Annotated in this window: 16 protein-coding genes and 1 pseudogene; 5 read left to right on the top strand and 12 right to left on the bottom strand. The window is 71.0% G+C overall.

Going from position 1 to position 26,907, the window contains the following annotated elements:
- Window positions 1-19: 19 nt before the first annotated feature.
- The 8 genes from WA640_RS24260 to WA640_RS24225 form a co-directional block, all read right to left on the bottom strand.
- Window positions 20-1,219 (bottom strand): NAD(P)/FAD-dependent oxidoreductase, encoded by a 1,200-nt coding sequence (locus WA640_RS24260; RefSeq protein ID WP_335991222.1) that lies wholly within the window; start codon window positions 1,217-1,219, stop codon window positions 20-22.
- Window positions 1,216-1,410, bottom strand: a complete 195-nt coding sequence (locus WA640_RS24255; protein WP_335991220.1) for a ferredoxin — start codon at window positions 1,408-1,410, stop codon at window positions 1,216-1,218. Before WA640_RS24255 ends, WA640_RS24260 begins: the two co-directional genes overlap by 4 nt.
- Window positions 1,407-2,627: a cytochrome P450 gene (locus WA640_RS24250; RefSeq protein ID WP_335991217.1), complete on the bottom strand. Its 1,221-nt coding sequence runs from the start codon at window positions 2,625-2,627 to the stop codon at window positions 1,407-1,409. The genes WA640_RS24255 and WA640_RS24250 overlap by 4 nt, the downstream gene beginning before the upstream one ends.
- Window positions 2,628-2,815: 188 nt before the next feature.
- Window positions 2,816-4,039, bottom strand: coding sequence for an alginate lyase family protein (locus tag WA640_RS24245; RefSeq protein WP_335991216.1), 1,224 nt, complete (start codon window positions 4,037-4,039; stop codon window positions 2,816-2,818).
- A gap of 150 nt (window positions 4,040-4,189) precedes the next feature.
- The gene (locus WA640_RS24240) at window positions 4,190-5,617 is read right to left on the bottom strand and encodes an NAD-dependent epimerase/dehydratase family protein (RefSeq protein WP_335991214.1); all 1,428 of its coding nucleotides are present in this window, start codon (window positions 5,615-5,617) and stop codon (window positions 4,190-4,192) included.
- Entirely contained in the window at window positions 5,610-6,479 is an 870-nt protein-coding gene (locus tag WA640_RS24235; RefSeq protein ID WP_335991212.1) for an alpha/beta hydrolase, read from the bottom strand. The genes WA640_RS24240 and WA640_RS24235 overlap by 8 nt, the downstream gene beginning before the upstream one ends.
- Window positions 6,476-11,554 carry a family 78 glycoside hydrolase catalytic domain gene (locus tag WA640_RS24230; RefSeq protein ID WP_335991211.1) on the bottom strand — a complete coding sequence of 1,693 codons (5,079 nt, stop codon included), beginning with the start codon at window positions 11,552-11,554 and terminating at the stop codon, window positions 6,476-6,478. Before WA640_RS24230 ends, WA640_RS24235 begins: the two co-directional genes overlap by 4 nt.
- A 46-nt stretch (window positions 11,555-11,600) precedes the next feature.
- Window positions 11,601-12,905 (bottom strand): MFS transporter, encoded by a 1,305-nt coding sequence (locus WA640_RS24225; RefSeq protein ID WP_335991210.1) that lies wholly within the window; start codon window positions 12,903-12,905, stop codon window positions 11,601-11,603.
- Window positions 12,906-13,064: 159 nt separating this feature from the next.
- Here WA640_RS24225 and rhaI point away from each other — a divergent pair, with 159 nt between their 5' ends.
- The 5 genes from rhaI (at window position 13,065) to WA640_RS24200 (ending at window position 20,057) form a co-directional block, all read left to right on the top strand.
- Window positions 13,065-14,222, top strand: coding sequence for an L-rhamnose isomerase (gene rhaI, locus WA640_RS24220; RefSeq protein WP_442904816.1), 1,158 nt, complete (start codon window positions 13,065-13,067; stop codon window positions 14,220-14,222).
- A 2-nt stretch (window positions 14,223-14,224) separates the two neighbouring features.
- On the top strand, window positions 14,225-16,258 hold the full coding sequence (locus WA640_RS24215) for a bifunctional aldolase/short-chain dehydrogenase (RefSeq protein WP_442904815.1): 2,034 nt from the start codon (window positions 14,225-14,227) through the stop codon (window positions 16,256-16,258).
- Window positions 16,255-17,655 (top strand): rhamnulokinase, encoded by a 1,401-nt coding sequence (locus WA640_RS24210; protein ID WP_335991206.1) that lies wholly within the window; start codon window positions 16,255-16,257, stop codon window positions 17,653-17,655. The genes WA640_RS24215 and WA640_RS24210 overlap by 4 nt, the downstream gene beginning before the upstream one ends.
- A 36-nt stretch (window positions 17,656-17,691) precedes the next feature.
- Window positions 17,692-18,924 (top strand): alpha-hydroxy acid oxidase, encoded by a 1,233-nt coding sequence (locus tag WA640_RS24205; RefSeq protein ID WP_335991204.1) that lies wholly within the window; start codon window positions 17,692-17,694, stop codon window positions 18,922-18,924.
- 137 nt (window positions 18,925-19,061) lie between these two features.
- Window positions 19,062-20,057, top strand: a complete 996-nt coding sequence (locus WA640_RS24200; protein ID WP_335991202.1) for a LacI family DNA-binding transcriptional regulator — start codon at window positions 19,062-19,064, stop codon at window positions 20,055-20,057.
- Between the two features lie 36 nt (window positions 20,058-20,093).
- Here WA640_RS24200 and WA640_RS24195 read toward each other — a convergent pair.
- The 4 genes and pseudogenes from WA640_RS24195 to WA640_RS24180 all read right to left on the bottom strand — a co-directional run.
- Window positions 20,094-20,714: pseudogene (locus WA640_RS24195) on the bottom strand (response regulator); the annotation flags it as partial.
- Window positions 20,711-21,838 carry a sensor histidine kinase gene (locus WA640_RS24190; protein ID WP_335991200.1) on the bottom strand — a complete coding sequence of 376 codons (1,128 nt, stop codon included), beginning with the start codon at window positions 21,836-21,838 and terminating at the stop codon, window positions 20,711-20,713. The pseudogene WA640_RS24195 and the gene WA640_RS24190, both read right to left, overlap by 4 nt.
- Before the next feature lie 29 nt (window positions 21,839-21,867).
- Entirely contained in the window at window positions 21,868-24,012 is a 2,145-nt protein-coding gene (locus tag WA640_RS24185) for an MMPL family transporter (protein WP_335991198.1), read from the bottom strand.
- Window positions 24,013-24,481: 469 nt separating this feature from the next.
- Complete coding sequence (locus tag WA640_RS24180) at window positions 24,482-26,884, bottom strand: glycoside hydrolase family 95 protein (protein ID WP_335991196.1); 2,403 nt, start codon at window positions 26,882-26,884, stop codon at window positions 24,482-24,484.
- Between the last annotated feature and the right edge of the window lie 23 nt (window positions 26,885-26,907).

Raw genomic sequence — 26,907 nt, 5'->3', positions numbered from 1 at the left:
TCGCGTCGCCCGCCGACGGTCATGCCATGGCGAGCGCCTCGCGCCAAGTCGTCCGCGCCTCGACGCGGGTGCGCCAGATGCGAGCGGCCTTGGCCGCGCCTACGGTCACGACGCCTGTGAGGCGGCCTCCGCGGCGGTAGATCGCGACGAGGCGGCCGGTGGAGAGGTCGCCTTCGACGAGGTGAACCTCGTCGTGGCCGCGGAGGTGGCCGTGGGCCTGGATGCGGAGGCCGAACTGGTCGGTCCAGAAGTAGGGGACCGGCGTGTACGGGGCCGTGTCGCCGGAGGTGATCCGGTCGGCGACGTGCCGCGCCTGGTCGACCGCGTTGGTGTGGTGCTCGATGCGCATCGAGGTCTCGAACCGCTCGTTGTGCCAGCGTGCGATGTCGCCTACGGCGTAGACACCCGGTCCCGCCGAGCAGTCCGAGGCGCACTCGACGCCGTCGCCCAGCGGGATGGCACCGGGGCGCAGCCAGTCGGTCGCGGGTTCCGAGCCGACCGCGGCTATGACCAGGTCGGCCGGTTCCGGTTCGCCGTCGGCGAACCGGACCTGGACGGCCCGTCCTGGTCCTGGTTCGATCGCCCGAACGGCCGCGCCGGTGCGCAGCCGCACGCCGCGCTCCTGGTGGAGCGCCGTCAGCGCGGCGCCGAGGTCCCGTCCGAGGCTCGCCTCCATCAGTAGCGGGGAGGCGCTCGCGAGCATGACCTCCAGGCCCATTCCCGCTGCGGTCGAAGCGATCTCGCAGCCGAGGACGCCGCCGCCGACGACCGCGACGCGGCGGGACCGGGCGAGCGCGTCGCGCAGGGCGAGGGCGTCGTCGAGCGTGCGAAGCGTGTGCACTGCGTCCGAGCGGGCCCAGACCGGTCGCTTGGCGGTCACGCCCGTGGCGATCACGAGCTTGCCGTAGTCGAGGACAGCGCCTCCGGCCAGGTGCACGCGACGCCCTGGGACGTCGAGGCCGACGGCGCGGGTGGAGCGGTGCCGCTCGACGCCGAGGTCTTCGAAGGTTCGGGCTGGATGAAGCGCGAGCCGGTCGGGCTCGGTGCCGCCCGACAGCAGCTGTTTGGACAGCGGCGGGCGCTCGTAGGGTTCGTGCGGCTCCTCGCCGACGAGCGTGATCGGCCCTTCATGGCCGCGGGCGCGGAGCGCCTGGACGACGGCCGAGCCGCCGACCGAGGCGCCCACGACGACGACCCGGTCGGCGTTCGTGCGTGTCATGCGCTCAGCCGGATCACCGCCGCGGGGCACCGTGCCGCCGCGTCGCGGACCGCGTCCGACCGGTCGTCGCCCGGTTGCGGTTCGAGGACGACCACGACGCCGTCCTCGTCGCGCTGGTCGAACACGTCCGGGGCGGCCATGGCGCACACGCCGGCGCCAATGCACTTGTCGGTCTCGACCTCGATCTTCACGCGGTCACCTCGTCCCAGTCGACCATGAGCTCGCGGATGCCGTAGACGACCATGTCGTTCTTGAACGGGATCGCGTCCTTGGGCGTGACGACCCGCAGGCCGCGGACGCGGCGGAAGAGCTCGGGCAGTGCGATGCGCAGTTCCAGGCGTGCCAGGTGCTGGCCGAGGCACTGGTGGGCGCCGTAGCCGAAGCCCACATGCGCTGAGCGGCGCTCCAGGTCGAGCCGGTCGGCGTCGGGGAGGAACCCCGGGTCGCGGTTCGCGGATTCGAGGACCACCGCGACGTGTTCGCCCGCGCGCACGGTCACGCCGCCGACGACGACGTCGGCGACGGCCTTGCGGAGGACGCCGTTGTGGACGATCGACAGGTACCGGATCAGCTCGTCGACCGCCGTGTCGAGCACCGCCGGGTCGCCGATCTTGGCGGCCTGGTCGGGGTGCTCCAGGAGCGCGTGGGTGCCGAGCGTGATCATGTTGGCGGTGGTGTCGTGCCCGGCGGCGAGCAGGAGGAGGGCGATGCCCTGGAGCTCGGCGGCGTCGAGGGGGCGCTCGGCCGGTTCGAGGACGAGGCGGCTGATCAGGTCGTCGCCGGGCTCGGCGATCTTGGACTCGACGAGCCGCGCGAAGAATCCCGCACTGGCGATCGCGGCGGCCTGGCGTTCCTCCAGGGAGAGGCGGAGGTCGACTTGGGAGGCGGTGGCGCGCTCGAACTCCTCGCGGTCGTCCTCGGGCACGCCGAGGAGTTCGCTGATGATGAGGGCGGGGATCGGCAGTCCGAACTGGCGGTACAGGTCGACGGGGCCTTCGAGGGTCGCGAGGCGGTCGAGGTGCTCGGCGACGACGCGCCGGATGAACGGTTCGAGGCGGGCGACGCGCTTGACCATGAACTCGCGGGCGAGCCGCAGCCGCAGGCGGGAGTGCTCGTCGCCGTCGAGGCGCAGGAGCACGCCGGGAGGCGGCGGTGCACCGAGCTGGTCCTTGTCCCCCATCAGATGCGAGGAGCTGGCGTCGACATTGCTGAACGAGGCTCCGTCGGCCAGGACCTGCCGGGCATCGTCGTAGCGGGTGACCAGCCAGACGTCGAACCCGGCCGGGGTCGTGACCCTGACGACCGGGGAGTCCTCGCGGAGGTCGCGGTAGCGGGGATCGGGGTCGAAGGGGCACCGGTCCATCGGCAGTTCGGCCGTCGGCGCGGGTGATTGGCTCGGATGGGACATGATCCTCCTGCTGCTCTGCATCGGCGCGCCGGAGCGGTCGGAATCCCGCGAACCGGGCGCCTGTGGACGTACCGCCTATGGTTTCGCGAATCCCGCTGCGGCGCATCGCGTCAGCGCAGTACACGGAGTACTGCGATCGCAGTAGGAGCGGCGGGGCGGCGCCGCCGCGGCGCCGCCCCTTCCGGTCGTTATCGGGTGTAGCAGAGGGTGCCGAAGCCGAGCGTGTCGTAGCCGCCGGAGGTGGAGCCGTAGTCCCCGCCGCCGCCTTCGGGGCGGACCTGGTCGATGATCGCGGCGACGTTGGGCATGGCGCGGCCGCGGCGGTTGTAGTAGTGGCCGTAGACCATCTCCCAGACCGCGCGGGTCTGGCCGCGGCCGGTGGTGCCGAACGTGGTGTGCTCGCGGTAGTCGCAGTTGACGCCGGTGCCCCAGGTGTACTTGGTGAAGGGCAGGTCGTCGTAGCCGAGGTTGTAGCGGGCGACGTACTCGGCGGCTTTCGCGAAGGCGTTGTCGCGGGCCGAGTAGAGGTCGACGCCCTGGTTCCAGGCCATCTCCATGATGGTGGCCATCATGCCGATGCCCATCATGGAGTGGCCCTGATCGCGGCCGGACTCCTGCCACTGGGCGTACTGCGCGTTGTGGACGAACGGGATCGCGTTGGTGATCGAGCCGTTGCCCGCGCCGTTCCAGAAGTAGTCCACGGCCTGGCTGAACTTGGCGCGGTCGTCGTTGAAGATGCCGATCGCCATGATGGCGGCCATGTTGCACAGGTCCCAGTTGGCCCAGTAGTTGGTGATGCACGCGCCGTTGTGGACGCGCAGGAAGTGGTCGCACATCGGGTAGAAGATGTTCGCGAGCATCGACTGGAAGCGGGACCGGTCGAAGCCGGGCGCGTCGCGGACGAGCTCGGCGGCGTTGGCGGCCTGGTAGCCGTAGATGCCCGAGGCGAGCCAGCGGTCGGCCGAGCCGTTGATCTCTTCGAGCGTGCCGGACCAGGCGTTGAGGATGTTCACCGCGCAGTCGCGGTGGGCGGTGGTGCCGGTGATCCGCCAGCGCAGCGCGTTCTGATACGCGGCGTGGATGTCGTTGTAGAAGATCTGGTAGTTCTGCGACCAGCCTTCCCCTCGGTAGATCCCGGTCTGCGGGTTGGGGGTCCACGTCGGGTGCGAGTGGGTGTTCGCGATGAGCTTGTTCCAGCCGGCGAGCCAGGGCGCCTGGTTCGCGAAGACGCGCTGCTTCATCCGGTCGAAGTCGGCCTGGGTGTGCAGGGCCCCGGGGTGGGTGCCGTTCTGGGCGTACGCCGCGCCCGCCGCGCCGAGGGCGGCGAGGCCGCCGGCGGCCATCGCGCCTCGAATGAGGTTGCGCCGGTTGAGGCCAGTCGAGCGTCGTGGTCGGTTGCCGATGTCGGACATGGTGCTCCTATGCGCCACGGCGGCGATGCCGGGGAAACGCCGCCACTTTCCGTGAACCTTCACGGTATCGACATATATAGATAGAGTCAAGCTCATCCACCGCACCCGGAACCGCCTTCGGGGCGGAGCGTTCAGCTCCGCCCCGAAGGATCAGGCATCGACCACCTGCGCGAGGAACGCATTCCGCTCGGCCTGCCGCGGATAGGCGGCAACGTCGCGCACGCAGTCGGGGCACCAGTGGCCCGCGGTGAGCACCAGCCGCGGACTGGCGGCGAACTCATGCCCGAAGCCGCACGACCACCGCAGTGGCGTCGCGACGTCGCCCTGCTCGACCCGCGTCGACAGGAGCGCACCGCCGCGGTGGGACGCGACCTGCTCGTAGTCGGACTCGTTCCACTTCGAAGGGTCCTTGTCCTCGTCATAGCCGTGGTCGAGGACCGTCGGTATGCGCGAGGGCTCGGGGACCTCGAACGTCGACCAGTCGCCGATGGCCTTCCAGGCGTCGAGCGAACCGAAGTGGGCGGCGATCTCGGCCTCGTTCCCAGAGCGGATCGCGTGCATCGTGCCCCGGGGTTGTCGGCTGAGCGGCTTCATGACCAGGTGCTTGACGATCCACGCTGGTGCTCGTCCTGCCTTGCGGAGTCCGGGTTTGGCTTCGAACGCCCGGGCCAGCGCCGCCGCGAACGTGTCGCCGCGGAAGGGCACCAGCTCCTCCAGGCGGTCCGAGTCGGAGTACCACTGGCCGTGGAAGTTCTTGAGCGCGAACCAGTTCCTGTCGTACCACTTGCGGATGTCCTTGACTCCCATGGCATTGCCCATCGCGGTCTGGAGCTGCCAGTTGGTCAGCCGCCAGCCCTCGCCGCCGCCGATGTTGTAGATCCCGCCCCAGAACGCCTCGGGCACTTCGGGTTCGCAGAGGTTGGCGAGGAGGCGCGCGGAGTCCTCGGCCGAAGCCCACTCCATGACGCCGCCGAGGGTCGAGTGGGTCATGATCGGGTCGCGGATCTCCAGCATGCCGGGGTGGAAGATCCCGGTCTGGCGCAGCCACGCCCATTTCGGCAGGCCCGAGTCGACGAGCTCGCGCTCGGCGGCGACCTTGGTCTGGCCGTACTCGTCGAAGGCGGAGACGCGGATCGGGTCGCCGACGCGGCCCCAGTGGTGGGGCGGGTTGCGGTTGCCGGTCTCGGCGACCGAGCCGATGCCGACCACCGCGATCCGGGACGGATCGGGCTGCGCCTTCACGGCGTTCACGATGTGCCGCATGCTGGTGACGTTGACCCGCCGGGCCAGTTCGGGCTTCGCGTCCGCCAGCGGCGAGACGACGGCCCCGACGTGCAGGACGATGTCGGCTCGGCCGACGGCCGCGGCGACGGCGTCGTAGTCGGTCAGGTCGCCCCAGGCGACGTCGAGGTTGTCCATGTCCGCGAACTCGGCGAGCGCGGCCCGGTCGGCCTCCGTGGGCAGGGCGAACGCCACTACGGTGCACCGGTCGGCGCGGTCGGCGAACTCGCGGAGCGCGGCCCTCCCCCAGTTGCCGGTCGCGCCGGTCAGGAGGACTCGGGTCCGGTGGTCAGTCACGTTCGCTCCTTGTGTCAGTGCGCGCCAGCCATGCCGCGGCGCGCGCGATGCCGTCGTTGAACCCCGGGGTCCCGGGCCGGTCGAGGAAGCCGTGCGTCGACTCGGGCACCAACTGGTGCTCGACGGCGACGCCCGCGGACCGGAGTTCGGCCGCGAACCGCTGGCCGGAGGCGCGCAGCGAGTCGCGGTCGGCGTCGAGGCAGAGGGTCGGCGGCAGGCCGGCCAGGTCGTGGCCGCCGGGGAAGGCGAACGGGTCGTCCATCGCGTCGATGCGGCCGGCGTAGTTGCGGTTCATGCGCTCGACGGTGGAGGGCCGGAACTGGACGAGGCCGTGCCGACCGCGGATGCGGACGGCGATGTCGGGCGTGATCGGCGGGAGCTCGGCGTGGAAGGTCCCGTACGCGAGCAGGAGCCGGTCGGGCCCGAGAGACCCCTCGGCGCGCAGGCGCAGCGCGGCCGCGGCGGCGAGGCACGCGCCCGCGCTGGCGCCGCCGAGGACGATCGCGGGGGCGGTGCCCTCGGTGTGAACCGAGGACACCGCGTCGACCACGTCGTCGAGCGGGACGGGGTACCGGACGCCGTCGAGCACGCCGGGTTCGGGTTTGCGCCACCAGCTCCAGGCCGGGACCCGCCGGTAGTCGACGGCGACGACCGGGAAGCCGGCCCCGGCCAGCGCGATCCCCACGGCGTGGGACTCGTTCTGGTCGAGGCCGCCGTGCGAGAACGCGCCGCCGTGGAGCCACACGACCGTGGCGGCGCCGCGGAGCGAGGAGGGGCGGTAGCGGCGGACCGGGACCGGGCCGTGTCTGCCGTCGAGGTGCTCGTCGCCGACCCTGATGGTCTGGACGGTCGCGTCGGTCATGATGCGGACTCCGGCTGCGCGGCGGCGACGCTCATGTCGATGAACTGCTGGAGCGCCGCGTCGGGGATCTCCACGCCGGGGAAGCGCGCGAACTGGCCCATGGGCATGGAGTCGACCATCTTGAGCATGTTCGCGTTGTCCTCGGCGGCGGCGAGCTGCTCCTCGGTCGCGCCGGCCATCATGGCCTGCATGAGGACCGGGCCGACCACGGGGTGGCCGAACCATTCCTTGACGGTGGAGTCGAGGCTGAGGGGCGCGGGCCGGTCGCTGTCGCCGTCGAGCGGAAGTTCGGCGCGGTCGGCGATGTCCCCGCTGGAGCGGCCGAGTTCGATCCCGTAGTCGCCCGGCACGACCCGCCAGTCGGACTTCCGGACGTCCCAGAAGGCGAAGGCGCGGCGCCCGAGGCGGAGTTCGACCTCGGTGGACTCGCCGGGTTCGAGACGGACCTTGGCGAACGCGCCGAGTTCCCGGATGGGGCGGCGCACCGGCGATTCGGCCGGGGCCACGTACACCTGGACCACGTCGGCTCCCGCGGCGGCACCGGTGTTGCGGACGGTGACGCGCACGGTCGCGGTGTCGGGGCCGGTGGCCTCGACGTCGAAGTCTTCGTATGCGAACGTCGTGTAGCTCAGGCCGTGGCCGAACGGGTAGCGGACTTCGCGGCCGGTCGAGGTGTAGTAGCGGTAGCCGACGAAGACGCCCTCGCCGTAGCGGACGGTCTCCAGTTCCCCGGGGAAGTTGAGATAGGACGGGTTGTCGGCGAGGGCGACCGGGATCGACTCGGCGAGGCGTCCGGACGGGTTGGCCGCGCCGGTGAGGACATCGGCGAGCGCGCCGCCGACGGCCTGGCCGAGGGCCCATCCCTCCACGATGGCGTCGACGCGGTCGTGCCAGGGTTCAAGGGACACCACGCCGCCGTTGGAGAGGACGACGACTGTGCGGGGGGCGGTCTCCGCGACCGCTTCGATGAGCGCGGTGTGCGCCTCCGGCAGGTCGAGGTGCTCGCGGTCGAAGCCTTCGGACTGGTCGGTCTCGTAGAGCCCGGCGAAGACCACGGCGACCTCGGCGCGGGCGGCGGCCTCGCGGGCCTCCTCGATCAGCGCGGCAGCGTCGGCGCCGTCACGCCTGTAGCCCTGCGCGTAGGCGATCCGGGATTCGCCGAGGGCGGCGCGGAGCTCGTCCAGCGGCCGGTCCACGCGGGTCGGGTTGACGTGGGAAGAGCCGCCGCCCTGGTACTGCGGGTCGACCGCGAGTTCGCCGATGACGGCGATGTTCTGGTCCGCCCGGAGCGGGAGTACCTCGTTCTCATTGCGCAACAGCACGATCGATTCACCCGCGGCACGTCGGGCGAGGGCGTGGTGGGCGTCGGCGTCGAGCGGTCCGGACTGTCCGGCCGCGGTGCGCTCGGCGAGCGTTGCCAGGCGCTGGAGGCTGCGGTCGACGGCGGCCGGGTCGAGTCGCCCGTCCTTGATCGCGGCGAGGATCGCGACGGTGCCTTCATCGCCGCTGGAGGGCATCTCCAGGTCGAGGCCGGCGCGCAGGGCCTGGGCGCGGTCCTTGACGGCGCCCCAGTCGGAGACGACAAGGCCGTCGAATCCCCACTCCTCGCGGAGCAGTTCCGTGAGGAGCCAATGGTTCTCGGAGGCGAACACGCCGTTGACCGCGTTGTAGGCGCTCATGACCGTGGTCGGCTCGGCCTCCTTCACGACGTGCTCGAACGCGGCCAGGTAGAACTCGCGGAAGGTCCGAGGGTCGATCTCGGCGCTGACGCGCATCCGGTCGGCCTCCTGGTTGTTGGCCGCGAAGTGCTTGAGCGAGGTGCCGACGCCGGTGGACTGGACGCCCTGGACCCACGCGGCGGCGAGGTCGCCGGTCAGGCGCGGGTCCTCGGAGAGGTACTCGAAGGTGCGCCCGCCGAGCGGAGAGCGCTTGATGTTGACGCCCGGGCCGAGGACGACGTCGACGCCGAGGCTCCGGGCCTCCTCGCCGATGGCCCGGCCGACCTCGCGGGCGAGTTCGGGGTCCCAACTGGACCCGAGCGCGACACCGGGCGGGAAGCAGGTCGCAGGTTCGCTCTCGTTGAGACCGAGGTGGTCCGCGTCGGACCGCTGAAGGCGGATGCCGTGCGGGCCGTCCACGAGAGTCAGCGCGCGAATGCCCTCGCCTTCGCGGGTGGTCCAGAAGTCGGCGCCGGTGAGCATGGCGGCCTTGGTTTCCAGGTCCTCGTCAGCGGGCTCGGGTGCAGCGGCGGCGAAGATGTCGGCGGGCGGCTCCTCTCCACTTGAGACAGCTGAGAATCCGCGTTCCATGTCGGCGAGCACGGATTCGCTGTTCGGGAGCATCCCGGAGATCTGGCGGGGCGTCATGTCGTCCTGGCCGCGCAGACCGCCGGTCATGTGCTCGGCAGCTTCGGGCACGTACTTGGTGACGACGCCGATGAACACGGCCATGGCCGCCTCCATGTCGAAGATGTCGGCCAACCGGGAGTCGACGGTGATGAGCGGGATCTCCTCGGGGTCAGTCTCGAACGCCTCGACCCAGGTGTAGGTGCCGTGCTCGACGGTGTGGACCGCGCCCGAAGGCAGGATGACGTCCGCGGTCGCGCCGACCGGCACCGTCACGTGCAGTTCGAGGCCGCCGCCGGCGAGGGTCCACGCGCTGGAGGCGTCGCCGTACGGCGTCCGGAGCGTCGCCGAGGCGGCGGTGAGGCCGCGGCGCGGCGGCTGCGGGGCGATGCGCAGGCGCCGGTAGCCGGGCGCGGCCGGGGCGAGCCCGGCGACGACGCGGTGCATCCAGTCGCCGACCGCGCCGAAGGCGTAGTGGTTGAAGGAGGTCATGCCGCTGGGGTTGACCGTGCCGTCGGGCAGCAGCGAGTCCCAGCGCTCCCAGATGGTCGTGGCCCCCTGCTGGACCGTGTACAGCCACGACGGCTGTCCGGTGTGGAGCAGCAGCCGGTACGCCTCGGCGGAGTGGCCGTTTTCGCTGAGGGCGTCGCAGATGAGCGGGGTGCCGATGAAACCGGTCGAGATCTTGTAGCCGTTGTCGCGCACGATCTGCGCGAGCCGGTCGGCCGCCCGCTGGCGTTCGGCCTCGCCGATCAGGTCGAACTGGAGGGCGAGCGCATAGGCGGTGGCGGAGTCGGACAGGAGGCGCCCGGACGGCGAGACGTACTCGTCGTGAAACGCCGTGGCGATCGCGTCGGCCAGCGCCCCGTACCGTTCCGCTTCCTCCTTGCGGCCCAGCAGGTTCGCCGAATCGGCAACGATGCGGGCGGACTTGGCGAAGTAGGCGGTGGCGACGATCTCACCGTAAGTCTGGGCGGCTTCGGGCCGCCCGGCGGGGGCGAGCGGGTCGAGCCAGTCGCCGAACTGGAAGCCGGAGTCCCACAGGAGGTCGTCTCCCGCGATGGCGGCGACCTGGTCGACCCAGGCGGTCATGCTGTCGAACTGGCGGTCGAGCACCTCGAGGTCGCCGAATCGCTGGTAGAGCGTCCAGGGGACCACGGTGGCGGCGTCAGCCCAGCCGGCCATGGGGGCGACATTGCCGTCGGAGATCACCGGGACGACCATCGGGACGCCCTTGTACTTCGCCTGCTCGGCGGCGAGGTCCCTCATCCAGGAGGACAGGAATCCCGAGGAGTCGAACAGGAACGCGGCGGTCGGGGCGAAGACCTGGATGTCCCCGGTCCAGCCGAGGCGCTCGTCGCGCTGCGGGCAGTCGGTGGGCACATCGACGAAATTGCCCTTCATGCCCCAGACGATGTTCTCGTGGAGGCGGTCGAGCAGCGGCTCGGAGGAGGTGAAGGCGCCGGTGCGCTCCATGTCAGAGTGCAGGACCTCGGCGACCACGTTGGATGCGTCGAAGTCGCCGGGCCAGCCGGTGACCTCGGCGTAGCGGAAGCCGTGGAAGGTGAAGCGCGGTGCCCAGGTTTCCTCACCGCCGCCGCGAAGGGTGTAGGTGTCGGTGGCCTTGGCGGTGCGCAGGGGTTCGGTGGCGAGCTCGCCGCCTTGGAGGACCTCGGCGTGGCGCAGGGTAACAACGGTGCCTTCGTCACCGTCGACGGTGAGGCGCAGGCGGCCGACGAGGTTCTGCCCGAAGTCGAGGATCAACTTCCCGGACGGGGAGGTCAGGACCTCCTTGACGGGCAAGGTCTCGGTGCATCGGACGGGCGGGCCGTCGTTCGCGGCCAGGGTCGCCGGGTCGCGGTCGAAGACGGCCGCGGGCTCCCAGTCGCTGTCGCCGAAGGCGGCGGTCGACCAGGCGGGGTCGTGGAGACGCGCGTCGTACTCCTCGCCATCGTAGATGCCAGCGGCGCGGATCGGGCCGCGTCCGGCCTTCCAGTCGGTACCGGACGCGACGGTCTGGCGGCACCCGTCGGCGTACTCGATCTCGAGCTGCACCATGACGGCGAGGTAGGCGCCGTAGATCTCGGACTTGTGCTCCCAGCCCAGGCGCCCGCGCCACCAGCCGTCGCCGAGCCAGGCGCCGAGGGCGTTGCGTCCCGGGCGAAGCGCCTCGGTGACGTCGAAGGTCGCGTAGTGCAGCCGGGTTTCGTAGGCGGTCCAGCCGGGAGCCAGCTCATGGTCGCCCACGCGTTCGCCGTTGAGTTCGAACTCGGCCAGGCCGTGGGCGGTCCCGTAGAGCCGGGCGCGGGCGATCGGGGTGTCCTCAACGTCGAATTCGCCGCGCACCAATGGGGAGCGCTCAGCACCCAGGACCCCTTCGGGGTCGGGCCCGACCATGAGCGCCGACCAGTCCGAGGGAGCGAGCGGGCCGGTCTCGACCCCTGCCCACTCGCTCCAGTCCGAGGCCGTGCCGTCTTCGCCGACGACGCGGACGCGGACATCGCGACGCTCGCGCGAGGCGAGCGGCGCGAACGGCCAGGCGACGAGGACTGAGTCCGCGCTGTCCACGGTGGCCGTCTCGGCGGCGCCCGCCGAACGGGACTCCACCTGGTACCGGGCCTGCCGCCATCCGGCGGGAGCGTCGGCGGTGATCCAGCTCAGGCGAGGCGCGGGCTCGCCGATGCCGAGCGCGTCGCGGTGGTGTTCGAAGCGGACGGGAGTGACGATCACGGTAGGTCTCCTTCAGTGGCGGTGTCGGTCGGCGGTGCGGAACGGGTCAGCGGACGGAACGGATGCGCATGGCGGCGAGCCCTCCGACGAGGACGAGGACTGCGGCGATGAGGAACAGCAGTGTGTAGTTCTTCTCGTCGCCGCTGACGCCGACGACGAGGAGGGCCGAGCCGATGAACGGCGCCGCGGCCTGCGGGATCGAGGTGGCGAAGCCGGTGATGCCCATGAAGCGCCCGGCCTGCGTCGATCGCTCGGGCAGGACGTCGAGTAGGAGCGCCTGGTCGACCGAGGCGAACATGCCCAGGCCCACCGAGGTCACGAACGAGCCCGCGACCAGGACCGGCAGCGTCGCGGAGAACGCGGCGATCACCATGCCGACAGCCATGAGCGCGGCTCCCGCGAAGACGAAGACGCGGCGGCGGCGCAGGCGGTCGGAGAGGAAGCCGCCGCCGAGCGCGCCGATGGTCGTCGCGACGACTCCGGCGATGCCGAGCACCGCGATGATCCCGGCGACCGCTTCGACTGTCATGCCCAGTCGGCTCGCGAAGAAGTATGCGGTGAACGTGGTGTTCAGAGTGATGCCGAAGTAGAACAGGAAGCGCGCCAGCCAGTTCAGCGAGTAGTCGGGGTACTGCTTCGGGTTGAACAGGTACTTGCCGAACAGGCTGTGGAAGGTGAGGCGGTCCTCCACCGGCATCGACCGGCTGTCGTCCTCGTGGACCAGGGTCACGAACAGGAGCGTGAGCACGACGCCGATGGAACCGGGGATGAGGAACAGCAGGAGCGGATCCGCGGCGAAGGGGGAGGCGACCACCACGCCGAGCACCGGGGCGATCTGCGTGGCGAACCCCGTCAGGCCCGCGACCTTGCCGCGCTGGGATTCGGGCAGCCGGTCGGCCGTGGAGTTCTGAAGGTTGCCGAGCACCTGGCCCCAGCCGAGCTGCGCGAGGATCCAGCCGAGCCCGAGCACGAGGATCGACGGCGCCGTGGCCATGACGACCAGTGAGACGACGCCGAGGACGAGCCCGCCGATCATGAAGGGGCGGCGGCGGCCGAGGCGGGTGCGAGTCCGGTCGCTCAACACGCCCATGAGGGGCGCGGTGAACATGACGACAAATGCGCCGACGCCGGTGATGTAGCCGAGATACTCGTCGTGCCCGGGAGCGAGGGACTGGACGCGGATGGCGAGGGAGATGGCGATCGGGGTGATGAAGGCGACGAACACACCGAACTGAGCGAGGACCATGAGCCAGATGTAACGGGCGTTGACCTTCGGAAGGTCGACGGTTTCGGCCGCGGCGTCCGGCGCGGTCGGTTCGAGTGGGCCGTCGGCGGTGACGGTTGGGTTCATTGGGACTCCATTGTCAGGTCTTCCAGGGGCACTTCTTTGCTAGCACGTGCTAGCGGAGTGTTGGGAGATGATGCTACACTCCCATCACTAGCACGTGCAAGTTGACATTGAATTGAAACGATTCAGGGAATCGATCGCTGAGGAAAGGGGTGCGTGGCGTTGAACGTCCCACAAGTCATATCCGCTGTTCGCAGGCTAAAGATCGAGGTGCCCTCCTGGGCGTTCGGCAACTCCGGCACCCGCTTCAAAGTCTTCGCCCAGCAGGGCGTCCCGCGCGACCCGTACGAGAAGATCGCGGACGCGGCCGAGGTGCACCGGTTCACCGGCGCGGCCCCGACGGTCTCGCTGCACATCCCGTGGGACAAGGTCGAGTCGTACTCCGACCTCGCCGCTCATGCCGAGGGGCTGGGCGTGCGGATCGGTGTCATCAACTCGAACACGTTCCAGGACGACGACTACATGCTCGGCTCGGTGTGCCACCCGGACGCCGCCGTGCGCCGCAAGGCGGTGGACCACCTCCTCGAATGCGTCGACATCATGGACGCCACCGGCTCTGCGGATTTGAAGCTCTGGTTCGCCGACGGCACCAACTACCCCGGCCAGGACGACTTGCGGGCCCGCCAGGACCGGCTGGCCGAGGCGCTGTCCGAGGTGTACGGGCGCCTGAGCGACGGACAGCGGATGATCCTCGAATACAAGTTCTTCGAGCCTGCGTTCTACTCCACCGACGTCCCCGACTGGGGCACCGCGTACGCCCACACCCTCAAGCTCGGCGAGAAGGCGAAGGTCGTGGTCGACACCGGGCACCATGCCCCCGGGACCAATATCGAGTTCATCGTCGCGTTCCTGCTGCGCGAAGGCAAGCTCGGCGCGTTCGACTTCAACTCCCGGTTCTACGCCGACGACGACTTGATGGCCGGGGCGGCCGACCCGTTCCAGCTGTTCCGGATCATGCACGAGGTCAACCGCGGCGGCGGTCTCGATGCGGGCGTGAACTTCATGCTGGACCAGTGCCACAACATCGAGCCGAAGATCCCCGGCCAGATCCGCTCGGTCATGAATGTGCAGGAGGCGACCGCGAAGGCGCTCCTGGTGGACGCCGAGGCGCTCAATGCGGCCCAGGCCTCCGGGGACGTGCTCGGCGCCAACGCGGTCCTGATGGACGCGTTCAACACCGATGTGCGCCCGCTGCTGGCGGAACTGCGCCAGGAGCAGGGCCTCGATCCCGACCCGATGCGGGCGTTCGCCGCGTCCGGGTACGCCCAGAAGATCGCGGCCGAGCGAATCGGCGGCGCGCAGGCAGGTTGGGGCGCCTAGTCATGGGAGACAGCGTGAAAGACCTCATCGAGCGTTCCAACCGCCTGGGGGCGGACAAGCGGAACACGAACTTCGCGGGCGGGAACACCTCCGCGAAGGGCGTCGAAACGGACCCGGTCACCGGCGAGGACGTCGAGCTGCTGTGGGTCAAGGGCTCCGGCGGCGACCTCGGCACCCTCAAGGAGTCCGGGCTCGCCGTGTTGCGCCTGGACCGCCTGCGCGCCATGGTTGACACCTACCCGGGCGTCGATGAAGAGGACGTCATGGTCGAGCGGTTCGACTACTGCCTCCACGGCCGCGGCGGCGCCGCCCCGTCGATCGACACGGCCATGCACGGCCTCGTCGACGCCGCGCATGTCGACCACCTCCACCCCGACTCCGGGATCGCGTTCGCGACCGCCGCCGACGGGCCCGCGCTGACCAAGGAGTGCTTCGGCGACCGGGTCGTGTGGGTGGACTGGCGCCGCCCCGGCTTCCAGCTGGGCCTGGACATCGCCGCGATCAAGGAGGCGAACCCGCAGGCGATCGGGTGCATCCTCGGCGGCCACGGCATCACCGCCTGGGGCGCGACCTCCGAGGAGTGCGAAGCGAACTCCCTGGAGATCATCCGCAGTTGCGAGGCGTTCATCGCCGAACGGGGAAAGAGTGCTCCGTTCGGCGACGTCCGTCCCGAGTACGCGCCGCTGCCGGATGCGGAGCGCCGGGCGCGGGCGGCAGCGCTCGCCCCGGTGCTCCGGGGGCTCGCCTCGACCGACGCCCGCCAGGTCGGGCACTTCACCGACGCGCCGGAGGTCCTCGACTTCCTCGCCTCGGCCGAGATGCCGCGCCTGGCCGCGCTGGGCACCTCCTGTCCGGACCACTTCCTGCGCACCAAGGTCCGGCCGATGGTGCTCGACCTTCCGGCGTCGGCGTCCCTTGAGGAGACCGTCGAGCGGGCCAAGGAGCTGCACGCGGCCTACCGTGAGGACTACCGGGCCTACTACGAGCGCTTCGCGACCGGGGACTCCCCCGCGATACGCGGGGCGGACCCGGCGATCGTCCTCGTGCCGGGCGTGGGCATGTTCTCCTTCGGGAAGGACAAGCAGACCGCGCGCGTAGCGGGGGAGTTCTACGTCAACGCGATCAACGTGATGCGCGGGGCCGAGGCGATCTCCACCTACTCCCCGATTCCGGAGTCGGAGAAGTTCCGCATCGAGTACTGGTCCCTCGAAGAGGCCAAACTCCAGCGCCTACCGAAGCCGAAGGCCCTCGCCGGACGCATCGCGCTCGTCACCGGAGGCGGGTCCGGGATCGGTCGGGCCATCGTCCACCGACTCTCCGCCGAAGGGGCGTGCGTGATTGTCGCCGACCGCGACGGGTCCGCGGCCCGGAAGGTCGCCGAGGAGGTCGGCTCCCGTGACAAGGCGGTGCCGGTCACCGTGGACGTCACCGACGAGAAGGCCGTCGCCGCGTCGATGGACCAGGCGGCCCTGGCGTTCGGCGGCGTGGACCTGGTGGTCAACAACGCCGGACTGTCGATCTCCAAGCCGCTCCTGGAGACTACGCTGGGCGACTGGGACCTCCAGCACGACGTGATGGCGCGCGGTTCCTTCCTGGTTTCCCGCGAGGCCGCGCGGCTCATGATCGCGCAGGGCCTGGGCGGCGACATCGTCTACATCGCCTCGAAGAACTCGGTGTTCGCCGGCCCCAACAACATCGCGTACTCCGCTACCAAGGCCGACCAGGCCCACCAGGTGCGCCTCCTCGCCGCCGAGCTCGGCGAGCACGGCATCCGCGTCAACGGCGTCAACCCCGACGGCGTCGTCCGCGGCTCGGGCATCTTCGCCGGCGGCTGGGGTGCCGAGCGCGCCGCCGTCTACGGCGTCGAAGAGGAGAAGCTCGGCGAGTTCTACGCGCAGCGGACCCTCTTGAAGAAGGAGGTGCTCCCCGAGCACGTCGCGGACGCGGTGTTCGCGCTGACCGGCGGGGAGCTGTCGCAGACCACGGGCCTGCACGTGCCGGTGGACGCGGGCGTGGCGGCGGCGTTCCTGCGATGAGCGCCAAGCGTTATGCCGCGGTCGACTTGGGCGCGTCCTCCGGGCGCGTCCTGGTCGGCGCGGTCACCGACACGAGCATCGAACTGACCCAAGTGCGCCGGTTCGCCAACGAGCCGGTGCGCCTGCCCAGCGGGCTGCACTGGGACCTGCTGGGCCTGTACCGCCACATCCGCGCAGGCCTGGCCGAGGCGGGCCCGGTGGTCTCGGCGGGCATCGACTCCTGGGCCGTGGACTACGGGCTCATCAACCAGGACGGCGCGCTGCTCGGTTTGCCGTACCACTACCGCGACGAGCGCACCGCGGACTTGCCCGACTGGCCGAAGCCGACGGCGCTGTGGCGCGAGACCGGCATCGCCCAACAGCCGTTCAACACTCTGCACCAGTTGCGGGCCGAGAACCGCATGCGCCTGGCGTGCGCCTCGCACCTGCTCATGATCCCGGACCTCCTGGCGTACTGGCTGACCGGCGAGATCGGGGCCGAGCACACCAACGCGTCGACGACCCAGCTCTACGGCGTGGACGGCGCCTGGTCGTCCACGGTCACCACCGCCGCGGACCTCCCCCGCCGGATCCTGCCGCCGGTCCGCCGTCCCGGCGACCTGATCGGCGACACCGACCTGGGGATGCCGCTGGTCGCCGTCGCCTCGCACGACACCGCCAGCGCCGTCGCCGCGGTCCCGACCGAGAACGACCGGTTCGCTTACATCTCCTGCGGGACTTGGTCGCTGGTCGGTCTCGAACTCAAGGCGCCGGTGCTGAGCGCGGCCGCACAGCGCGCCGGATTCACCAACGAGGCCGGTGTGGACGGCACGACCCGGTTCCTGCGCAACGTGATGGGGCTGTGGCTGCTCCAGGAGTGCCAGCGCTACTGGGGCGAAGCCTCGGTGGAGCGGCTGCTCGCCGAGGCCGAGGAGGCCGAGTCCTTCGTTTCGCTGATCGACCCGCAGGACCCGGCGTGGCTGCCGCGCGGCGACGAACCCGGGGGGATGCCCGCCAGGATCGCCGCCCGCGCCGACGGACGGACTCCCCAGACGCGCGGCGAGATCGTGCGCTGCGTGCTGGAGAGCCTCGCGCTCGGCCACCGGCTCGCGGTCGAGGAGGCGGGGAGCCTGGCTTGGGAGAAGCCCGAGGTGATCCACCTGGTCGGCGGCGGAGCGCGGAACGCGCTGCTGTGCCAATGGACCGCCGACGCGACCGGGCTGCCGGTCCTCGCCGGGCCGGTCGAGGCCACAGCGCTCGGCAACCTGCTGGTCCAGGCGCGGGCCGACGGCGTGGTGGCAGATCTCGCCCACCTTCGCGCCCTGGTCCGAGACACCCAGGAGATCATCCGCTACGAGCCGCGCGCTGCGCCGGGATGGGGCGACGCGGTCGACCGCGTCGCCGCCATGCGGCACTGACAGCACGTTGAACATGAATCATCGATAGGCCCTGACATGACCAAACGACAACTGCCCCGCCCCAAGGACCTGCTTCCGCTGGTGCGGTTCAAGAAGCCCGATTTCAATGCGAAGCGGCGGCGCTTGAACGCCGCGCTCACCATCGCCGACCTGCGGGCCATCGCGAAGCGGCGCACCCCGCGGGTGGCGTTCGACTACACCGAGGGCGCCGCCGAGGGCGAGCTCTCGCTCGCGCGGGCAAGGCAGGCGTTCGCCGACATCGAGTTCCACCCCGCGATCCTCAGGGACGTCTCGAAGCTCGACACCGGCTGGGACGTGCTCGGGAAGCGCTCGGCACTCCCGTTCGGCATCGCCCCCACCGGGTTCACGCGCATGATGCACACCGAAGGCGAGACCGCCGGAGCAGGCGCGGCCGCCGCGGCGGGCATCCCGTTCGCGCTCTCCACGATGGGGACCACCCCGATCGAGGACGTCGCCGCCGCGGGAGGACCCGACGGGCGCCACTGGTTCCAGCTGTACATGTGGAAGGACCGCGACCGGTCCATGGCCCTCGTGGAGCGGGCCGCCGCAGCCGGGTTCGACACGCTGCTGGTGACGGTGGACGTGCCCGTCGCCGGGGCCCGCCTGCGCGACAAGCGCAACGGCTTCTCCATCCCCCCGGCACTGACCGCGAAGACGTTCTTCAACATGGCCTCGCGCCCGGCCTGGTGGTTCGACATGCTCACCACTGAGCCCCTCGCCTTCGCGTCCCTCTCACGCTGGTCCGGAACCGTCGCCGAGCTGTTGAACACGATGTTCGACCCCACGGTCGACTACGCGGACCTCGCCTGGATCAAGGAGCAGTGGCCCGGGAAGCTCGTCGTCAAGGGCGTCCAGACCGTCGCGGACGCGAAGCGCTGCGCCGACCTCGGCGTCGACGCCGTGACCCTCTCCAACCACGGCGGACGCCAGCTCGACCGCGCCCCCATCCCCTTCCACCTCCTCCCCCACGTGGTCAAGGAGGTCGGCGGCGACATCGAGGTGCACCTGGACACCGGCATCATGTCCGGCGCCGACGTCGTCGCCTCAGTCGCCCTGGGCGCCAGGTACACCATGATCGGCCGCGCCTACCTGTACGGGCTCATGGCCGGAGGCCGCGAGGGCGTCGACCGCGCCATCGCGATCCTCCGCGAAGAGGTCGAGCGGACCATGCGCCTCCTCGGCGTGGCCTCGCTCGACGAACTCGAACCCGGACACGTCACGCAGTTGAGGAGGCTCATCCCGCGCTGACCGGCGCCGTCTCGCGGCCGATGACCTGGTGCTCCGGGTCCCGGCCGCGGTTCGGCGTGCCCAGGGGCGGGCCGGGGGTAGACTTGCGGGCTAGCACGTGCAAGCCTTTGCCAGTCAACGTCGGGAGTCCGTTTCTCATGCCGTCCGGCCGCAGCGCCCACCGCGTCACCGCAGCAGATGTCGCCCGCTCCCTCGGGATCTCCAGGGCGACCGTGGGGTTCGTCCTCAACGACACCCCTGGGCAGACCATCTCCGAGGCGACCAAGCAGCGGGTGTTCGCTGAGGCCAAGCGTCTCGGCTACCGGCCGCACAGCGCCGCACGGACGCTGCGGAGCGGGCGGAGCCGGATCGTGCTCCTGGTCCTGCCCGACTGGCCGCTCGACTTCAATCTGCGGCGCAACCTCGAAGAGGCGTCCCTCGCGTTCGACGAGGCCGGATACGCACTCGTCACGTACACGCCGCACCCGACCGGCCAGGCCCGGCCGCTGTGGGAGACGCTCCAGCCCGACGTCGTAGTATCGCTGACCCCGTTCGCGCCCGGCCAGGTCGAGGCGATCCGCGAAGCAGGCGTCAAGAGCCTGATCCCGGACCCCGACCATCCCATCGCCGACGAGTACCCCGAAGAAGGACCGATCCTCCAGATCCGCCACCTCCACGAGCTCGGGCACCGCACCATCGCCTTCGCGGGGTCGGCCGATCCCAGGGTGGCGGACCTGGTCGCCCTGCGCCGGGAACGCGCCGAGAACACCGCCGCCGGCCTCGGGTTGGGAGCGCTGCCGAGCCGCGACCTCGAACTGACCGACGAGTCCGCCGCGGCCGCGATCCGCGACTGGCGCGACGCCGGGGTGACCGCCGTGGCGGCCTACAACGACGACATCGCCGCCATCCTCGTCGGCGCGGCCCTGCGGATGGGGCTCGACATCCCGCGCGACCTCTCGGTGATCGGGCACGACGACACGCCGCTCGCGGCCATCATGGAACCGCGGCTGTCCACGGTCAACGTGGACACCCCCGGGCTCGGCCGGTATCTGGCGTCGCTGGCGCTGAGCGCGGTGGAGCAGGTCGAGCCGCCGGTGGCCGGACCCGAACTCCAGGTGACGATGGTGCATCGGGCCTCCACCGCGGCGCCCTAACCGCTGGCCGATGCCGCCGCGGTAGGCCATGGCCACGAGCTGGCCGCGGTCCTTCGCGCCGAGCTTCGCCATGGCGCGGTTGAGGTGCGTCTTGACGGTGTACGGGGAGATGAAGAGCAGGCGGCCGATCTCGGCGCTGTCGTGGCCCGCCGCCGCGGCGGCCACGACGTCCCGCTCGCGGGGGGTCAGCTCGGCGATGCGGCGTTCCAGGTCGGGGTCGACCGGCGGCGGGGCCGAGGCGGCGAGGTGGTCGACCACGGCGCGCGAGGCCTTCGGCGAGAGCGTCGCCTCTCCCCGGGCGGCGGCCTCCACCGCGGCGAGCAGCTCCTCCGGTTCGGCGGCCTTGCCGAGGAACCCGTCTGCGCCGGCGCCCAGCGCCGCCAGGACCTCGCGGTCGCCGTCGAACGTGGTCAGCACCAGGATGCGCACCGCCGCAAGCTCGGGGTCGGCGCGGATCGCCCGCACCGCGTCGACGCCGCCCATCAGCGGCATCCGCAGGTCCATGAGCACCACATCGGGGCGGTCCCGGCGGAGAGCGCGGAGCGCCTCCTCGCCGTTCGCCGCCTCCCCCGACACGGTCACACCCGCGCCTTCGAGCAGGCTCCGCAGCCCGGCCCGGATCATGGTCTGGTCGTCGACGAGCAGCACGCGGATCATGCGTCACTCTCTTTCTCAGTGTCGCAAGGGAACTCGGCCACGACGGTGAAGTTCGAGCCGCCCGGCGCGATGAGCAGCGAGCCGCCGGCCAGCTCGACGCGCTCCCTCATGCCGATGAGGCCGAAGCCCGTCTCGGCCTCGGCCCGCTTCTCGGGCGCGAGCGGGTTCTCCACGACGAGGCGGACCCGGTGATCGTCGCATTCGATCCTCACCGCGGCGCCTCCGCTCCCGTGCCGGTGGGCGTTCGTCAGCGCTTCCTGCGCGACCCGGAAGAGCGCGGCGTCCACAGTGGGTTCGAGGGGCGGCAGCTCCGCGAGGTGCGCGGTCACCGACGTCCCGGCGGTCGCGAAGGCGCGGACCAGCTGCGGAATGCTCGCCGCGGAAGGGAAGTCGCGCTCCTGCTCGGCGGTCTCGTCCTTCCGCAGGACCGCCAGGATCTCCTGGACCTCGGCGAGCACATGGCGGCTGGCGGCGCGGACGCCGCGCAGCGCCTCGGACGCCGCTTTGGGATCGGCCTCCAAACGCTGCTCGGCGGCCCCGGCCTGGATGCTGATGACGGCGATCGAGTTGGCGACGGAGTCGTGCAGGTCCCGGGCGATGCGCAGCCGCTCCTCATCCATCCGGTGGCGCACCTCGCTTTCACGGGCGGCGGCGGCGCTCGCGGCACGCTGCTCGACCGCTTCCACGTAGTCGCGCTGCGACCTGATCGCCGCGCCGAACGACACGACGGCGCCGGTCCAGACCGGCAGGATCAGCGCAAACGGATCGAGCGGGCCGACGTCGAAGGCGATGAGCGCCCCTGCGTAGAGGACCACGGCGTGCACTGCCGCGGCGACGGCGGCGGTCCAACCCGACCGCCGCAGCGGCACCGAGAACAGGCAGATCTCGGCGAGGACCCACACTGAAACGGCCGAGTCCGGTTCGAGCATCGCCAAGGCGCTGAGGAGGATCGCGCCGACCGCCGCGGCGAGCGGGAACCGGCGGCGCACCGCCACCAGGACCGCCCCGGCCCCGAGCAGCGCCAGGGCGGTCGGGGAGGCTCCCCGGAGCACTTCCACGATCACGGTCGCGATGGCGACGGCGTCGAAGAACGCCTCCCACCGCACGCCCGGCCGTACCCGCACGCCGTCCCCCTCTCGTTCCCGCACCGCGTTCAGCGGGCCGCCGCGGGTTCGGCGACCTCCGCCTCCTCGCCGCCGGCGCCCTCGACGTCGAGCCGCGGCAGGAGCCGGTCCAGCCACGCGGGCATCCACCAGGCTACGTTGCCCAGCAGGACGATCGCGGCGGGAACGGCGATCATCCGGACCACGAACGCGTCCACGAGCACGCCCACCGCCAGCGCGAGGGCGATCGAGCCGACCAGCGAGGAGCCGCTCAGCGCGAAGCCGCCGAAGACGGCCGCCATGATCGCGGCGGCCGCGGCCACCACGGTCGCGGAGTGCGCGAACCCGGCGCGGACGGCCTCTCGGGGGCTCATGCCGAGCCGGTGGGCCTCCTGCATGCGGGAGACGAGGAACACCTGGTAGTCCATGGCGAGTCCGAAGAGGATGCCGGTGACCAGGATCGGGAGCAGGCTCAGGAGCGGGTTCCCTTGCGGGGCCTGGATGACGGCGTCGAGCCAGCCCCACTGGAAGACCGCGACGCTCGCGCCGAGGCCCGCGCCGAGGGAAAGCAGGAACCCGCCGGTGGCGATGAGCGGCAGCAGGACCGACCGGAACAGGATCATCATGAGCACGAGCGAGAGGCCCACGATTATGGCCAGGTAGCGGACCAGCGCGGCGTTGATCTGCTCGTCGGAGTCGAGGCCGACGGCGGTCGAGCCGGTGACGGCGAGCTCGGCGCCGTCGATGTCGAGGGAGCGGAGGTCGTGGACGAGTTGGACGGTCGCGTCGTCGAGCGGGCCGGTCTCGGCGAAGACGGTGACCATGGCGGCCTCGCCTGAGTCGGCGACGCCGGTCGGGATCGCCATCGCGACGCCGTCGAGGCCGGAGACCTGCGCGACGACGCCGTCGAGCTCGTCGGCGACCGGGCCGTCGGTCTGGACGAGGAGGACCAGCGGGTCCTGCATGCCCGCGCCGAACTCGTCGGCGACGAGGTCGTAGGCGGCCCGCTGGGTCGAGTCGGGGTCCTCGCCCCCGGGGACCGCGAGGGCGGTGCTCATGTGGAGGACCGGGATCGCGAGCACGGCGGCGACGGCGGTGGAGGCGGCGAGGGCGATCAGGGGCCGACGGGTGACGGTGCGGCCCAGACGTCCCGCTTGGGGGTGCGGCGCTTCGGCACCGCGGCGTTCCTTGCGCGGCAGGGCGCGGCGGCCCATCCAGGACATCATGGCGGGCAGCAGGGTCAGGGACATGAGGACCGCGACCGCGACGGCGAAGGCCGCCGCGAGGCCCATCTCGCCGATGAACGGGATGCCGACGACCGTCAGGCCCGCCAAGGCGATGATGACGGTGGCTCCGGCGAAGACGACCGAGGACCCGGCCGTGGCGCTCGCGCGGCCGATCGCGTCGTCGACCGTGCGTCCCGCGCGCAATTCGGAGCGGAACCTGGCGAGGATGAACAGGCAGTAGTCGATGCCCACGGCGAGTCCGAGCATGACCGCGAGCACGGGGGTGATGGAGCCGATCGGGACGAGGGCGGAGAAGGCGAGCACGCCGAGGATGCCAACGCCGACGCCGAGGAGCGCGCCGAGCATGTTGGCGCCAGCGGCGACGAGGGAGCCGAAGGTGAGCAGCAGGACCGCGAACGCGATCACGGCGCCGACGATCTCGGTCGGGCCGAGGATCTCCGGGACGGGGTTCGTGAGCGAGCCGCCGACCTCGGCCGTGAGTCCCGCGGCGCGCAGTTCGGCGGCGATGTCGCCGACAGCCTCCGCCGCCTGCTCGGATTCGGACTCGGTCATGTCGCCGAACGTGATCTGCGCGACGGCGGTGGTGCCGTCGGCGGAGACGTAGGGCTGTGCGGGGTCGAACGGGTCGCCGACAGCGGTCACATGCGGCACGTCCTGCAGTGCCTCCAGCGCCCGGTCCAGATCGTCCGCGGTGATCGCCGAGCCATCGCGGGTCGCCGCGACCAGTTGCAGGGACGCGGTCTCCTCGCCGGTCTCGGGGAACTCGGTTTCGAGGGTCTGCATCGCCCGGCTGGAGTCGGTGCCGGGCACGTCGAAGGAGCCGTCGGAGAAGCGCATCCCGGTGAGGGTGAGGACGGCTGCCGCGGCGAGCGCGAGGAGCCATGCGGTCAGGGTCAGCGCGCGGCGGCGGGCGGCGAACCGGCCGAGGCGGGCGAGGACTGCGGACATGGAGGCCTTTCGGACAGGACGGATCGGGAGCGCCTGGTGGAGGTCGGGCGCTCTGTGAATCGTCTGCGGGCGGGACCGGGCCCGCATCGTCTGCGGAGATCGGCCCGTCTACCGCGTTCGCAGTAGCCGGTGAGGTGGGAGGACGGGAGGCGGCGCGCTGAATGCGCTGGCGCCCTCGGGCGTTCAACAGCGCGCAGCGGCCCGGTCGAGGTCGGAGGCGACCAGAAGTTGCCCGCGATGTTCCGGTACCAGGTGGTGCCGTGCACGATCACATTGATGTGCGCGGACGAATTAGGACCGCGAGAAGCCCTCCGGCACCGGGCTTCTCGCGGCGGTCTGCGGGCTTTGCCTAACAGGTGCTGCCTCCTTCGTTGAGGGCGTTCAGGACCGAGGTGCGGCCCTGAGTCCCCAGTGTCAGGAGGCGTCGGACGCGGCGCGGACTCGGAATCGGGTTGCGCATCGGTACTCCTTACTGTTGCGGGGCGAAGCGGTAGGTCGTTCCGGCCTCGGCGTTGAACACGAGGGCGTCGCCGTCCTGTTCGGAGGAGGTCTGCATGCCGTCGAGCGCCAGTGGCACGCCTGCGGCCACCCTGACCTCGCGGTCGGCTGCTGCGAGGAGCTTCGCGGACGTGATCTGGCCGTTCTCCCAGGTGATGTCGATCGTGTCGCCGCCGCGGGCGCGCAGGCCCGTCACCGAGCCGTTCGGCAGCGACGGGGGGAGCGCGGGCAGCAGGCGGATCTCCCCGGCGTGTGACTGGAGGAGCCATTCGGCGATGCCGGCGGTGGCCCCGAAGTTCCCGTCGATCTGGAACGGCGGGTGCAGGCAGAACAGGTTCGGCGCGGTGCGTGCCGTCGTGAGCTGGTCCTTCAGGAGCTTGTAGGAGCGGGCGCCGTCTTCGAGGCGGGCCCAGAAGTTGATCTTCCAGGCGAGGGACCAGCCGGTCCCGGCGTCACCGCGCTTTTCGAGGGTGACCTTGGCGGCGTTGGCGAGCGCCGGGGTGCCGCGCGGGGTGATCTGGTTGCTCGGGTGCAGTCCGTACAGGTGCGAGACGTGCCGGTGAGTCTGCTCGGGGGCCCCGGCGTCCCAGTCGGCCTGCCATTCGCGGATCTGTCCCTGGGCGCCGGTCCTGGTGGGGATCAGGCGGCCCGCGAGCGTGCGGACCTGGTCGCGGAACGCCGAATCGGTGCCGAGGACGTCTGCGGCGGCAGCGACCGCGCCGAACAGGTCACGGATGATCTGCATGTCCATGGTGGGACCGGCGCAGACCGAGACACCCGAGTGGTGGGAGTTCTCCGGGGAGTTCGACGGGCAGGTGACCATGTAGCCCGAGGAAGGGTCCTGCACGAGGGAGTCGACGAAGAATTGTGCCGCTCCCTTGAGAACGGGGTAGCGGGTGCGCAGGCCGTTGACGTCGCCGGTGAAGCGGTAGTGCTCCCAGATGTGCAGGGCGAGCCATGCGCCGCCGGTCTGCCACATGCCCCACAAGGCGCCGTCGACCGGGGCGGTGCCACGCCAGCCGTCGGTGTTGTGGTGGCAGACCCAGCCGCGGGCGCCGTACTGGAGTTCGGCGGTCTCGGCGCCGGCGACCGAGAGTTCGCCGACCATGTCGAGGACCGGCTCGGTCAGCTCGATCAGGTTGGTCGGCCCGGCGAGCCAGTAGTTCATCTCGGTGTTGATGTTCACCGTGTACTTCGAGCTCCATGGCGGACGCAGCGCGTCGTTCCAGATCCCCTGGAGGTTCGCAGGCTGCGTGCCCGGTCGCGAAGAGGAGATGAGCAGGTACCGTCCGAACTGGAAGAACAGGGTGACCAGCTGCGGGTCAGTGCCGTTCGCGAAGCCCGCGACGCGGTCGTCGGTCGGGTTCCCCGCGGCCGGGGAGGTGCCGAGGTCGAGCTGGACGCGGTTGAACAGGGCCTGGTAGTCGGCGACGTGCCGGGAGCGGAGCTCGTCGTAGGTGCGCGACGCGGCGGACTGGATCGGCTGGAGCGCCCTGGCATTCTGGTCGCCGGTGAGGTTCTGGTAGTCGTCGTAGTTGGTGCCGGTCGACACGAGCAGGGTCACCGAGTCGGCCCCGGCAACGGCCAGCCGGCCCCCGGAGCTGCTGACCGAACCGCCGGCGGCGACCGCCCGCACCAGGGTGCGGAAGCGGATGCGGCCGGTGATGCCGTTGACGGTCTCTCCCGAGCCGTCCATTCCGATGGTCTGCTGATCCGGGGAATTGACGGTGTGCGACTGCGGGCTGTCGAAGTCGGCGGTGAAGGACAGGGCCGCGGCCTTGTCGGCGGTCAGGCGGATGACGATCACCTGGTCGGGGGCGCTCGCGAAGACCTCGCGGGTGAAGGTGGTCCCGCCCGAGGTGTACCGGGTGAGCGCGACGGCGGTGGTGAGGTCGAGTTCGCGGTGGTAGTTCGAGGTGTTGTCCGCGCACTGGAAGTCGAGGTTGAGGTTGCCGACTGTCTGGTAGGGCAGTTCCCCGAGCGGGCTGCCCATGAACTCGGCGTCGATGAGCGACTGGGCGCCGCTCCAGTCGTTCGCGAAGACGCGCCGCCGGATCTCGGCGAGCTGGTTCACGGCGCCGACGTTCGCGGGATTATAGGGGCCGCCGCCCCAGACGGTGTCCTCGTTGAGCTGAAGCCGCTCGGAGGCGGTGCCGCCGAAGACCATCGCGCCGAGTCGGCCGTTGCCGATCGGAAGGGCCCGGAGCCATTCGGAGGCGGGTTCGTCGTACCACAGGCGCAGCGGTTGGTCTGCGGCTGCTTGGAGATCGGACTCGGTTTCCGCCGCGAGGGCGCTGGCCGTCCCGGCCGCGCCGACAGCGGCTGTGGCCGCGGCGAGGGTCAGGAAGCGGCGGCGGTCGGTGGAGAGTGCCATGGTCGCTCCTTTCAGGAGGTGGA

Source organism: Glycomyces sp. MUSA5-2 (genome assembly GCF_037034145.1).
Classification (GTDB): Bacteria; Actinomycetota; Actinomycetes; order Mycobacteriales; family Micromonosporaceae; genus Glycomyces; species Glycomyces artemisiae.
The sequence above is the reverse complement of the archived record's forward strand: the minus strand, read 5'-3'. Positions and strand labels throughout refer to the sequence as shown.